10 protein-coding genes and 1 pseudogene are annotated in these 12599 nt (G+C 42.1%); 7 read left to right on the top strand and 4 right to left on the bottom strand.

Annotation, left to right across the window (positions count from 1 at the left end):
- Positions 1–23: 23 nt before the first annotated feature.
- From dprA to ACOBWA_RS15225, 5 genes are all read left to right on the top strand, one after another.
- On the top strand, positions 24–1268 hold the full coding sequence (gene dprA, locus ACOBWA_RS15245; protein WP_420229836.1) for a DNA-processing protein DprA: 1245 nt from the start codon (positions 24–26) through the stop codon (positions 1266–1268).
- A 117-nt stretch (positions 1269–1385) separates the two neighbouring features.
- Positions 1386–2015, top strand: a complete 630-nt coding sequence (locus ACOBWA_RS15240; protein WP_420229835.1) for an L-threonylcarbamoyladenylate synthase — start codon at positions 1386–1388, stop codon at positions 2013–2015.
- Positions 2016–2164: 149 nt separating this feature from the next.
- The gene (locus ACOBWA_RS15235; protein WP_420229834.1) at positions 2165–2527 is read left to right on the top strand and encodes a hypothetical protein; all 363 of its coding nucleotides are present in this window, start codon (positions 2165–2167) and stop codon (positions 2525–2527) included.
- Positions 2528–3424: 897 nt separating this feature from the next.
- Complete coding sequence (locus tag ACOBWA_RS15230; protein ID WP_420229833.1) at positions 3425–4435, top strand: TIGR01777 family oxidoreductase; 1011 nt, start codon at positions 3425–3427, stop codon at positions 4433–4435.
- A gap of 86 nt (positions 4436–4521) precedes the next feature.
- Positions 4522–5655: a metallophosphoesterase gene (locus ACOBWA_RS15225; protein WP_339727122.1), complete on the top strand. Its 1134-nt coding sequence runs from the start codon at positions 4522–4524 to the stop codon at positions 5653–5655.
- A 32-nt stretch (positions 5656–5687) separates the two neighbouring features.
- On the opposite strand, the gene ACOBWA_RS15220 is transcribed toward ACOBWA_RS15225, so the two are convergent.
- Both ACOBWA_RS15220 and ACOBWA_RS15215 read right to left on the bottom strand, forming a co-directional pair.
- Positions 5688–6587, bottom strand: coding sequence for an alpha/beta hydrolase (locus ACOBWA_RS15220; protein WP_420229832.1), 900 nt, complete (start codon positions 6585–6587; stop codon positions 5688–5690).
- Entirely contained in the window at positions 6584–7099 is a 516-nt protein-coding gene (locus ACOBWA_RS15215; protein WP_420229831.1) for a hypothetical protein, read from the bottom strand. Before ACOBWA_RS15215 ends, ACOBWA_RS15220 begins: the two co-directional genes overlap by 4 nt.
- A gap of 433 nt (positions 7100–7532) precedes the next feature.
- Between ACOBWA_RS15215 and grpE the strand changes: the two genes are divergently transcribed.
- Complete coding sequence (gene grpE / locus ACOBWA_RS15210; RefSeq protein WP_057762215.1) at positions 7533–8132, top strand: nucleotide exchange factor GrpE; 600 nt, start codon at positions 7533–7535, stop codon at positions 8130–8132.
- Between the two features lie 183 nt (positions 8133–8315).
- Positions 8316–10256, top strand: a pseudogene (dnaK, locus tag ACOBWA_RS15205) (molecular chaperone DnaK).
- Between the two features lie 227 nt (positions 10257–10483).
- Here dnaK and ACOBWA_RS15200 read toward each other — a convergent pair.
- Together ACOBWA_RS15200 and ACOBWA_RS15195 are read right to left on the bottom strand one after the other, a co-directional pair.
- Complete coding sequence (locus ACOBWA_RS15200) at positions 10484–11293, bottom strand: methyltransferase domain-containing protein (protein WP_420229830.1); 810 nt, start codon at positions 11291–11293, stop codon at positions 10484–10486.
- Between the two features lie 71 nt (positions 11294–11364).
- Positions 11365–12597 carry an 8-amino-7-oxononanoate synthase gene (locus ACOBWA_RS15195; protein ID WP_420229829.1) on the bottom strand — a complete coding sequence of 411 codons (1233 nt, stop codon included), beginning with the start codon at positions 12595–12597 and terminating at the stop codon, positions 11365–11367.
- Between the last annotated feature and the right edge of the window lie 2 nt (positions 12598–12599).

Raw genomic sequence — 12599 nt, 5'->3', positions numbered from 1 at the left:
TTGCCTATACGAGACAGATCACAATGACGGCAGTCACCTCTTCTTTATCCGACGATCAGCGCGCTATCCTAGCGCTGTGGTACGAGGTGAATGCATCATTATCTGCTTATCACAAATTGATCACTTCTTTCGGTTATCCGCAGCTTGCTTGGCAAGCCAAAGTAGAGGCATGGAAGCAGCTCGGTATTCACCACACCCATCTCAAACGTCATGAGCAGCCAGAGCAAACACTTGCCAATATCGATAAGATTCAGCAAGCATTGATAGAGGGGCGCTATGGTTTGCTATTCGCTGATGACGCCGATTATCCTGCTCAACTCTCACAAATATACGACCCGCCGCCATTATTGTTTTATCGTGGGAATAGCGCGCGCCTACATCAAGCACAAATCGCTATAGTAGGTAGCCGCAAACCCACCGCGCATGCGCAAAAAATCACGTTTGATATGGCACAGTACTTAGCGCAAGCAGGTTATATCGTGACTAGCGGTCTGGCTATGGGTGTAGATAAACGCGCACATTTAGGCGCGCTAGCACAAGCAGACCCTGACTATCAGGGACGGACGGTTGGTGTCATGGGTACAGGGATCGATGTGAACTATCCCAATCATCGAGATCAGTTATTTACTCAAATTATTGAGCAAGGTGGCTGCATTATTAGTGAGCTATTACCACACACTCAGCCGCATAAACATACTTTTCCGCGTCGCAATCGTTTGGTAGCTGGGCTGAGTCTCGCGACCATCGTAACGGAAGCGACAATCAAAAGCGGCTCGCTTATCACAGCACGTCTCACGTCTGAACAAGGTAAACAGGTCTTTGCCATTCCCAGTCATATTGATAACAGTAATGCAGAGGGTTGCCATCATTTAATACGTGAAGGTGCGACCTTGGTTTATCATCCTCAGCAAGTACTAGAAGACGTCAACGGTCAGCTTGACTATAATAAAGGCGCTTATAGAACAGCCAACGCTACTAATTTCAATAGCAATCACTCTACTATTAATCAGACTTCTGATGCGATAGAGACAAACTCAATCAAATCTACTAGCCAGCAATCACCCTCTGAGATAAAACCTGCGCGCAGTACAGTCATAGTGCCTGAGCATTTAGCTGCAATCTATGAGCAGCTTGACTGGCATGGGCAAGATTTAGATGCGCTTATTAGTGCAACAAATCTTGCACCGCCACAGTTGATTGGGCAGCTAATGGAGCTTGAGCTAATGGGTCTTATCAGTGAACAAGGTGGACGATATTTACGCATTTAAAATGTTGTAAATATTCCTTATTGGACACTGGCATAGATAGCCCTTAGTTATAGACTCTCCTAGACAATATCTTTCTTGTGGTATTATTAGAATTTACTTCTACGAACTATCTAAGTCATGAGCCAACCTACACCTCTTATTACTGATTCTGCTATCCAAGCTGCTAAGTGGCTAAAAGAAGGGCAGCTGCTCGCGTATCCTACAGAAAGCGTTTGGGGTATTGGTTGCGACCCTTATGACCAAGCAGCTGTTCAGCGTATTTTGGATATCAAACAACGTCCACAAGCCAAAGGCATGATAGTCGTTACTGATAGTGTCTCTCGCTTAGCACCTTTGCTAGCCTCTTTAAATGATGTTCAGCGCCAGCAGGTTATTGATAGTTGGCAGACAAACGATAGCAGAGATGAACAGCACAATCGTCAAGCACATACTTGGTTATTACCGACTCCTCAGCCGCTTGCGAGCACTGTACCTACTTGGATTACCGGTCAGCATCAGACTATTGCTGTTCGCGTCATCTCGCACCCTACAGTTCGCCAGCTTTGCCAGCAGATGGTCGGTGAGCAGAATCCATTTGGTCTATTGGTTTCTACAAGCTGCAACCGATCAGGACAAACGCCTGCTAGCACTTTTGAGGCCGCCTATGCTTATTTTGATGAGCAAATTGGTTACTTGCAGGGCGATACATTGGGTTATACCTTACCTAGTAAGATTCGTGACGCAACGACAGGCTTGGTTATTCGTTAGTGGACAAGAAAGATGTAGACGTTTTTTTGCTACCTGTTTGCCTTACTCAACATGTTTTCTATTGTATGAGCTACATTTTACAGTAGTGCTGGCACAAATACTGTTTATCACATACTGACGGTAGCCCTGAATAGGATTTAGGCAGTCATATGAAAAATAAATTAAATCAGCCAAGTCATAGTTTGAACGAAAGTTTGGCTGAATATCCAAAGATGAGGGTTACTAAGTTATTTTTATTCGTAGGAGCGCTGTATGAGCTCATTATCTTTCCATGGATAGCGACACTTCTTAGCCCAGATGACAGCATAGGTCTATTGTTCATACTGTTTTTTCCAGTTTATCTTATTGCAGGTGGCTTGTTTGCGATGCCAACTACATTAATGATGGGAAAGTGGCATTCGTATAAAGAAATATACATACAAGATGGGTGGTGGATAAGAACTTTTTTATGGGAGTTCTTATTAATGCTTTATTTTTTGTTTGGTTTATATTTTCTAAATTTGGTTTGGTGATATGGTTCTCTATCAGTTTAACTGGAGGAGTAAGTGCCGTATTAGCAGGTATGTCAGCTTTGCCAGTATTAAAAGAAAATGTTGAAGACGTAGGCTGAGCCATTAAATGAAGAGCTGATCAAACTATTTCTGAAATATTATGATGCGTTTGGATGGTCAAGAAAGTTCGAAACGGGTTATAACAGCTATATTATTTCCATTCACAAATTGACCAACTTATGAGTTAAAACTAATGTTAGATAACAACAGCCACTATCCAAAAAAATGGTGATATTTTTATTTTTAACTTTAGGTACGCTATATCAGTTGATCTTATTCCCTATTTTAGTATCACTGATAATGTGGAATAAGGATGTAGGTCTGGCATACGCTGTAGCCATACCTTTTTACCTTATTGCAGGTGTATTTCTTATTGGAATGCCTACACTATTGTGCGGTATATGGCTTGCTTCCAAACAAACATATAAGTCTAAAAGATGGTGGGTAAGAGTTTTTTTGTTGGTTTTTCTATCAATGCCACATTTTTTATTGGTCAAGATGCTCGTACATGGTTGGCTATTAGCTTAGTAGGAGGTATAAGTGCTTTGATTGTGGGTATGTCCGCATTACCTAAACCTAAACAAAGTCTGCAATATTAGCCAAAAAATTAGGATACTTTTTTAATAAAAAAACTTCTATTTTTGACAGTAATTATCAAAGTGCAATGTTTGACCTCGTAAACCTTTCATTCCTCACCTTCCTTTACCAAAAGCATGTAAAAGTCGTTTTGATAAAAACCACAAAAAAGCAGACGATGGTTGTAACGGTCTGGTTTTTATTGAACGATAAGTACTTCAACAATAAATAATTTAACGATCAGTCATATTGGCGATATTTAAGGCATATAGGGATTAGGGTATGAAGGTTTTGATTAGTGGCGGTTCAGGGTTTTTGGGAAGTGCGTTTAGTCGAGAGCTAATGGCACGATATCGCGCGCAGAATAAAGACGTGGCGATTACTTGGTTAACTCGTAATAGCGGTCAACCACATCCCGATGATATCAATATGATGACTTATGACGAGTTTGCGGTGTCTGATATGAGCTTTGATGTCATATTGAATTTAGCAGGCGCTGGGATTGCTGACTCTCGTTGGAGCGATGAGCGAAAAGAAGAGTTGATGGCGAGCCGTATCAAACCTACTCAGTCGATATTGGATTTTATCGCACGTGCTAGCACAAAACCCAAGTTACTGGTAAGCGGCTCAGCAATCGGTTGGTATGGTACGCAAGGCGACAAGCCACTGACTGAAAATAGCGATTATGAGACAGACTTTGCCCATACATTATGTGATGAATGGGAGCAGTTAGCACTTAAAGCGACCAATCATGATGTTCCTGTAGCTATTGTCAGAACAGGTGTGGTTATTCATCCTGAGGGCGGTATGGTGGCAAAATTGTTGCTACCATTTAAATTTGGTGTCGGTGGACAGTTGGGTGATGGACAGCAAGTCATGAGCTGGATCAGCCGTGAAGATTGGGTTAGTGCGGTCATCTTTATTATCGAGCAGCAGCTTAAACTTACTAAAGAATCAGACGTTAATCACATTGAAAGCTTAGCCCAAGACAATGCACCTGTTAGTGACAGCACTATCAAAACTGCAAGCGGTACCGCAAATGATACAAATGCAGTCGTATATAACCTTACCGCTCCACATCCTGTGACCAATCATACTTTTACCAAAGCACTTGGTTCGTGGCTATATCGCCCAACATTTTTCACTTTACCAGAGTTCTTGCTCAAGCTAATGTTTGGTGAAATGTCGACCTTACTTATCGATGGTCAAAAAGTGCTGCCACAAGCGCTATTGGATGCAGGTTATTTGTTCAAACACTCGACACTCCAGCAAGCATTAGAAAACCAAAGATAGTTATATGGGTGTTGTTTCATGTGAAACATTACAAACCATCTTTTGATAATCGCTTACCGATCCGTATTTATGTCTAAGGGCAGTCCATGCGTTACGCATTTTTCTTCACTATCTTTTTGCTATTACAGCTGTTCAGTCTGGGTACAGTATTAAGTATACAGTGGTGGCTCCAGCCTTGGATGACGCCAACATTACAGACAACGATATGGGTTAGTGTATTTATTATTACTAATGGTCTATTAGTATTGAGCGTAAAAAGAGCATTTGCTAACAGTTATCGCTGGATTAGTGGATGGATGCTAATCATGCATTTTATGATACTGACGGCGTTGGCAGTGAGTCTATTCTACGGAGGGTATCTGCTAGTAGTTGCTTTATCAGGTAGTACGTTACACCAATCGAATGAAATGGCTATAGGGCTAAGAGTACTAGCGCTATTCCTATTTTTAGGACTATTTATTTATTCGTTATATAGTGCCTATACCCCTGTTATACGCAAGCTTTCTATTAATATAGATAAACCTTTAACCAAGCCATTACGCATTGCAGTCGCTAGTGACTTGCATATAGGACGATTATTTGGTGTAAAAGCCATAGATAGATTGCAACAACTTATGATTCGCTCTGGTGCAGATATGCTACTAATGCCAGGGGATATTATGGATGATAATACAGAGGCCTTTAATGAATATCATATGGAGCAAAACTTAGCAGAATTGTGCAGTAGTCTGCCACGTGGTGTCTATGCGACATTGGGTAATCATGATTTGTATGGTCATGAGCGACCCATTAGCGAAGCGCTGCAAAATGCAGGTATACAATTGTTGAACGATGAGGTGCTCTATATCGAGCACGAGGGTCAACCAGTATGGTTAGTTGGACGTTTTGATAATCATAAACGTCAACGTGTAGCAACTACCGATCTGCTGACGCAAGTAGATACGTCGCAGCCAGTGATATTGTTAGACCATAGACCGAGTGATATAGATAATCACAGTCAATTACCTATAGATTTACAAGTCTCGGGACATACCCACAACGGTCAAGTATTCCCCGCTAATTTCATCGTCAATGCTATTAATAGATTAGGCTATGGCTATGAGCAGATTGGTAAAGGGCACTTCGTCGTGTCCTCTGGTTATGGTTTTTGGGGCATTCCCTTTCGATTGGGATCGCGCTCAGAGATTTGGTTAATTACACTATCTGGCAATACAAATTGAATATACAAACCGATAATTAGCTAGCAAGCGGTCTATGCAGCTAACCGCGATTGTGTACTGATGATCTCACGTACAAAGCTGCTAAACCCAAGAATGATATTGTTTGTCTCTTGTCCAAGGCATTGGTGAACACTCATAAAGTGAATAAAGCCATGCGGTGCACCAAGCACAGTATAGGTCTCTACAGCAACGCCGTAACCTTTCAGCTGCTTTGCATAAGCAAATGCCTCATCACGTAATACATCGAGCTCAGAAGCTACAATGTAAGTTGGGCAGACTTTACTATTATCACCCAACATAGGTGAGTTCAGTATGTGTAAGCGAGGCAGCGGACTGTTCTCCAAACAAGCAGCATCAAATACTGCTACATCAGCATGATCTAATAGTAGACCCTCACCATATAGCTCCCAACTAGGATAATCTGTTTCAATATCAGTGACTGGGTACAAAGGCATCTGCGCTAGAGGTTCAGGTAGTTTTTCTAATAGACTAAACATTTTCTGACCATCTATGCCTAGGTCTGCCCATGCGCTTTTGCTCGGTGCGGTCAGTTGCTGCGCAATCAAAGTTGATAAACCACCACCTGCGCTATCACCAGCCAAGACGATACGAGAGGGTAATGCGCCCAATGTGTGACAGTGATCAACCAACCAAGCATATGCGGTGATACAGTCTTTTAATGCTGCTGGAGCGGGACATTCAGGCGCTAAGCGATAATCGACACTAACCACGGACCAGCCAGTCTGCTCACAGACCGCATGACAGAACTCATGATGTGTATCGACATCACCAATGCAGAACCCGCCACCATGAAAAAACAGCATGACTGTTTCGTCGGGATTATGGATACGTTTTCTTCTAAAACCAGATTTTTTGCCGCCTCCTTTATAACAACGGACAGTCATGTCGCCATCATCAGCATTGGCAATCATTTCATCTTTCCAGCTAACAGGTGAATCACCTTTTTAGTGAAGGGCTTTATATTGCCTAGCATAGTCGTATTGGCTTGCTGCCATACTCTAGGTGATTGCATGGCTACCGCATCAGCAGTAAATCTCTCACGCAATTCCGGCATTGGGGTTAGTTCTAACGGCGTTTTGAGGTAACTATTTACTGCAAGGATGAGACGTAGATGAGCGTTTGCATGCAGATACTGTTTTGAATTAGGGCCTTTAAGATAACCAATCGCGCCTTCCAAAATAGGGTCTGGTAAGTAGCCGAGACTTTTCATTGCGTAATGCAATGTATGCGGCTGATAGTTTGCCACAGGGTTATAAGCGAGTATTTTCTCTTTAACGCTCAAACGTTTTTCTAATGAGTCATACGCTTTCGCATCTTGATTTGATGATTCTTTTGACACTGGATTTTCTTTTGACGCTAAGTGCAATGTCATCAATGCTTTATTAAGCAAAGTATTGATAGATAAATTTTTTGAATTAGACATAACAGCTCTCATAAATGATTTTTAGCGTGCATTTGAGTGTAGGCGATAATATTTATAGCAATGATAAAATAGCTAGCAGAGTAATAGGGTATCGTTTGGTAATAGCTTGATTAATAAGCGTAAAGCAATTGGAATAAATAGCGGTTTTTTGTTCTTTTTGTGAGCAAATATTGAGATTTATTGACATAGGACAAAAACGTTAGATGTATCGTATTAATGACACTTCACGAATATTTGTCATAAATGGTAAAAATTCCTTTGCTCTAGGCTTGAAATTTGTCCTTATCACCTTTATCAAGCAGCTATTGAAGCGTATTAAAAAAACAATGAGTTAGAATCATCGAGCATTTAATAATGGCATAGTAGGACTAGTAATTATTCGGTCTACTGTGCCGTCTCTTAATCTTCATTATTGAAATTCCAAGGAGCTATCATGAGCGAGCAAAACCCGAACCACGAAAATCTTGACCAAAATGTGGCACATGAGAATATTGATCACAATGACAGTATCTTAGAAGAAACCATGAAAGAGTTTGATCCACAGAATAATTCAGGTGAAGAAACGACTATCGAAAACGAAATCAACCTTGATACTTTCAAAGCGCGTATCGCTGAGCTAGAAGGCGAAGTAAAACAAGCCAAAGAAGGTACTGCACGCGCTAATGCTGAAGCTTACAATGCGCAAAAACGCATGGAGCAAGAAGCGGATAAGAGCAAAAAGTTTGCACTACAGAAATTTGCTAAAGAATTGTTAGACATCGTTGACAACTTAGAGCGCGCTATCGAAAATGCCGATGCCAATGATCCAGTCGCTGAGGGTGTGCAATTAACGCACAAAGCATTGGTTGCAGTATTGACCAAAAACGGCGTAGAAGTGGTCGATCCACAAGGCGAAAAATTCAACGCTGACTTCCATGAAGCAGTGGGTATTGACCCAGAAGCAGCGGCAGATACAGTTGGTACGGTCTTACAAAAAGGCTATAGCCTAAACGGTCGTCTATTACGTCCAGCTATGGTTCGTGTTGGTCAGTAATATTTTTAGGGCTAAACCCTACTAATATGAAGGTTTTTCACAAAAAATGACATGAAACACAGTTTTTGCGTGATTATCGCCTTGAAAAATACGATGGGTAAACCGATATATAGCAACAAGTGACCGACTACGGTCTGGATAAATAAGTATTTATAGTTAAAAACAAATTAGGAGCAATTGATTATGGGTAAAGTAATTGGTATTGATTTAGGTACTACTAACTCGTGTGTAGCAGTAATGGAAGGTGACAAAGTCAAAGTCATCGAAAATGCTGAAGGTACTCGTACAACACCATCAATCGTCGCTTATAAAGATGACGAAACGCTTGCTGGTCAGTCAGCTAAGCGTCAAGCAGTAACCAACCCAAGCAACACTTTGTTTGCGATCAAGCGTTTGATCGGTCGTCGTTTTGATGACAAAGTCGTACAAAAAGACATTGGCATGGTACCTTACAAAATTGCTAAAGCAGACAACGGCGATGCGTGGGTAGAAATCAACGGTAAAAAGCTTGCGCCACCACAGGTTTCTGCTGAAATCTTGAAAAAATGAAAAAACAGCAGAAGACTATCTTGGTGAGAGCGTGACTGAAGCAGTTGTAACTGTACCTGCTTATTTCAATGACTCACAGCGTCAAGCAACTAAAGATGCGGGTAAAATTGCTGGTCTAGATGTAAAACGTATCATCAATGAGCCAACTGCTGCTGCACTTGCTTATGGTATGGACAAGAAGCAAGGCGATAGCACTGTTGCTGTATATGACTTGGGCGGTGGTACTTTCGATATCTCAATCATTGAAATTGCAGACGTCGATGGCGAGCAACAGTTCGAAGTACTAGCAACCAACGGTGATACGTTCCTAGGTGGTGAAGACTTTGACTCAGCATTGATTGATTTCTTAGTGGCTGAATTCAAAAAAGAGCAAGACGTTAACCTAAAAGGTGACTCTCTTGCGATGCAGCGTCTAAAAGAAGCGGCTGAAAAAGCGAAGATTGAGCTATCAAGTGCACAAAGCACTGAAGTGAACTTGCCTTATATTACTGCTGATAGCAGTGGTCCTAAGCATTTGGTTGTGACCATCAGTCGCTCAAAACTAGAGAGCCTAACTGAAGAGCTAGTACAACGTACAATGGGTCCTTGTAAGACTGCACTTGAAGATGCTGGCCTAAAAATTGGCGACATTAACGATGTAATCTTGGTCGGTGGTCAGACTCGTATGCCACTAGTACAACAAAAAGTACAAGACTTCTTCGGTCAAGAGCCACGTAAAGACGTGAACCCTGATGAAGCAGTTGCAGCTGGTGCAGCGATTCAAGGTGCGGTATTGTCTGGTGACAAAACTGACGTATTGCTACTTGATGTGACGCCATTGACCCTAGGTATCGAAACCATGGGCGGTGTGATGACGCCAGTTATCGAGAAAAACACCATGATTCCTACCAAGAAATCACAGGTATTCTCAACGGCTGAAGACAACCAGCCAGCAGTAACGATTCAGGTATATCAAGGTGAGCGTAAAATCGCTAACCAAAACAAAATGCTTGGTCGTTTTGACTTGACGGATATCCCACCAGCACCACGTGGCCTACCGCAAATCGAAGTGTCTTTTGACATCAACGCTGATGGTATCATGAACATCTCAGCAACCGATAAAGGTACTGGTAAAGCACAAAGCATCCAAATCAAAGCAGATTCTGGTTTGTCGGATGAAGAAGTTGAACAAATGGTTCGTGATGCAGAAGCCAACGCTGCTGAAGATGAGAAATTCGCTAACCTAGCGCAAGTTCGTAACGAAGCAGATGGTCGTATCCATGCGGTACAAAAAGCACTGAAAGAAGCAGAAGATAAAGTTACTGATGAAGAAAAATCAACAGTAGAAACTGCGATCACTGAGCTTGAAGCGGCAGCGAAAGAAGACGATCATGACGAAATTAAAGCAAAGCTTGAAGCATTAGACAATGCTTTCTTGCCAATCAGCCAAAAATCTACGCTGATAGCGGTGCTGGCGCAGAAGGTATGGATCCAAGCCAGTTCCAACAAGGTGCTGAAGGCGCAGCAGAAAGCAACCAGGCTGATGACGACGTCGTTGATGCTGAGTTTACTGAAGTAGACGAAGACAAAAAATAATATCAACTCCAAAAACGCGATGAGCTGCGTCAAACTCGCCTAGTCTACTCAATGTAGTACTTACGCTCGTTTTCTCGGCTACTCAAGTTTTTGAAAATGGTATAGTCGATACAAATCGACAAGCAGTTAAATTAAAAAACGCATCTTTCGAGATGCGTTTTTTTATGGCTGTTACTTTTTCTATTTATGATATGCCCTAGCTACTGCTTTCATAGCGTGCTGCGCGCCTATGGTATAAAGGCGCTCACTGCCAGTACTTCATAGGTTAAATTCACAACAGGTTGCCCTGTTTCATTTTCTGCGGAAAAATACCGCCAGTAGTCTGACTCAAATTGCTGTAGACGTGACTTTGTCCATCTAAAAGTCTGAGTGTCATGGGCTGACTGTTGTGTTTGATTGGTCGATACGCCGGTGAGTTTCATATGCTTTAAGATAGCGTAGGGGGTTGGAAATGGTAAATCAAAGCGCTGAATTGAGAGTTCGATACTCTTAAAGCAAGCACTATCTAATGCCAATTGCCATTCATCAATATCTGGATAGTGAAGTCCTTGGCCAGTGAGAGTTTTGATTTGCAAAAAGTTATTTGGCGTAAAAGTACTAAAGACCAGCTGACCTCCTGATTTTAACCGCTGCGCTGATTGTGTGATGAAACTCAACGGACTATCAAACCATTGCACGGCATTAGCACTGACTATTAAGCTATAATTTTTTGCTAAATCTATGGTTTCAGCATCGCCAATCATTACGTCAGCAGTTGGCAGTATTGATTGCAATGTAGCACTCTGCTCATTACATAACTCATTAATAAGCCAATACTGGCTTTGAATATGAGCAGCGAGTAGGCGCGTCATTTGACCTGTACCGGCACCCACTTCTAGCACGCTACTTTGCTTGGTATGAGCAATACTGCCTAATAAATACTGACAAACGGTCTGCTGGATACTGGCATGCTGGTCATAGTCGCTTGCATTGGCAAAGTGGCGAGCGATGGTTCGTTTTCTAACACTGAGGTCATCAGCTGTGTCGAGTGTTGTCATAGGCTTCATTATGTCCAAGTGCGCCAGTTATCTATCGATAGTAGAAATAAAGTTTGTGTTAAACGATAAAATTACAATTGCTGTATCAATCGCTCGCAGTCTTCGTTAGTTAGTTTGGCATTCATAACTAAGCGAATGCGAGCAGTATTTGTAGGCACAGTAGGAGGCCTGATAGGCAGCGCGTAAAATCCAGCGGCTTGTAACTGTTGTGCTTTGGCAAGGGTACTTGCATTATCGCCTAATATATAAGGAATAATAGGAGATTGATAATCTATATCTTGCAAGGTTGGCGATACACGGTGCCGTGGGTCAATGGCTTGGCTAAGCGTGGTAGACAACTGTGCTAGATGTGCACGTTGGTCAGTTAAGGTCGGCATTTTTGCTAAGATAAATCGTGTCCATGCGTGATTGATAGGAGGGAGTGCGGTACTAAAAATCAGTGGACGCATGGCATTGATCAGCCACTGTTTGACGACCTCATCACACATTATATAAGCACCCATTGAAGCAAATGCCTTACCAAAGGTACCCACCAAATAGTCAATATCAGCCAACGTATGCGTCTCTTCTGCCAATCCTAAACCTGTATCGCCTAATATCCCGATAGCATGTGCTTCATCGACATACAGCTCAATACGAGCATCTCTGGATTTTAATTGTACTAATTGAAGTAAGTCAGCACGGTCACCATCCATACTAAATATACTCTCGGTGACAATAATGATACGTTCAACTGTCTCGTCTGCTTGTTCAATAAACTTGGCCAAATGTTCGTAATCGTTATGACGGTAACGACGATAGGTGACAAGTTTACTTTGGCTCAGGCGCATCCCATCGATAATGCTGGCATGTACTAGCTTGTCAGCCAAAATGAGCGTCTTGACGGGCAGTGCTGTCAATGCTGGCAAGATACCTAGATTGGCGTGATAGCCACTGTTGAACACCAGCACCGACTTGGATTTGGTTAAACTCTGTTTTTCTATGGCGCTGTGATACCAATTTTGCAGCTCTTCTTCTAGAGCTTCTAACTGTATATCGTTGCCTGTCAGTAGGCGTGAGGAAGTGGCACTCATTTTAGGAGTGTGCGTAGTAGATAGCTGTCCCACTTGAGTAAGAAACTCAGCTTGCATCTCGGTATCGCCACCTAAACCCAGATAATCATTACTCGCGATATTAAGCAGGGCTTTACCTCTACTAACGACATATCGTCCATCGTGCTTTAGATTTGGTAATTGACGGTACTGCTGCTTTACTTTTAAGTCTGCAAGTGCAGTTTGCAAACGCTCAGTGATAGAATTTTGCATTT

The sequence above is a fragment of the Psychrobacter sp. ER1 genome (assembly GCF_048631835.1).
In the GTDB taxonomy this organism is placed as follows: domain Bacteria; phylum Pseudomonadota; class Gammaproteobacteria; order Pseudomonadales; family Moraxellaceae; genus Psychrobacter.
The sequence above is the reverse complement of the archived record's forward strand: the minus strand, read 5'-3'. Positions and strand labels throughout refer to the sequence as shown.

Coding starts and splice junctions, on each gene's coding strand:
- grpE (WP_057762215.1), top strand. CDS start 7,533: ATGAGCGAGCAAAACCCGAACCACGAAAATCTTGACCAAAATGTGGCA.
- ACOBWA_RS15200 (WP_420229830.1), bottom strand. CDS start 11,293: ATGACAACACTCGACACAGCTGATGACCTCAGTGTTAGAAAACGAACC.
- dprA (WP_420229836.1), top strand. CDS start 24: ATGACGGCAGTCACCTCTTCTTTATCCGACGATCAGCGCGCTATCCTA.
- ACOBWA_RS15240 (WP_420229835.1), top strand. CDS start 1,386: ATGAGCCAACCTACACCTCTTATTACTGATTCTGCTATCCAAGCTGCT.
- ACOBWA_RS15195 (WP_420229829.1), bottom strand. CDS start 12,597: ATGCAAAATTCTATCACTGAGCGTTTGCAAACTGCACTTGCAGACTTA.
- ACOBWA_RS15230 (WP_420229833.1), top strand. CDS start 3,425: ATGAAGGTTTTGATTAGTGGCGGTTCAGGGTTTTTGGGAAGTGCGTTT.
- ACOBWA_RS15225 (WP_339727122.1), top strand. CDS start 4,522: ATGCGTTACGCATTTTTCTTCACTATCTTTTTGCTATTACAGCTGTTC.
- ACOBWA_RS15235 (WP_420229834.1), top strand. CDS start 2,165: ATGAAAAATAAATTAAATCAGCCAAGTCATAGTTTGAACGAAAGTTTG.
- ACOBWA_RS15215 (WP_420229831.1), bottom strand. CDS start 7,099: ATGTCTAATTCAAAAAATTTATCTATCAATACTTTGCTTAATAAAGCA.
- ACOBWA_RS15220 (WP_420229832.1), bottom strand. CDS start 6,587: ATGATTGCCAATGCTGATGATGGCGACATGACTGTCCGTTGTTATAAA.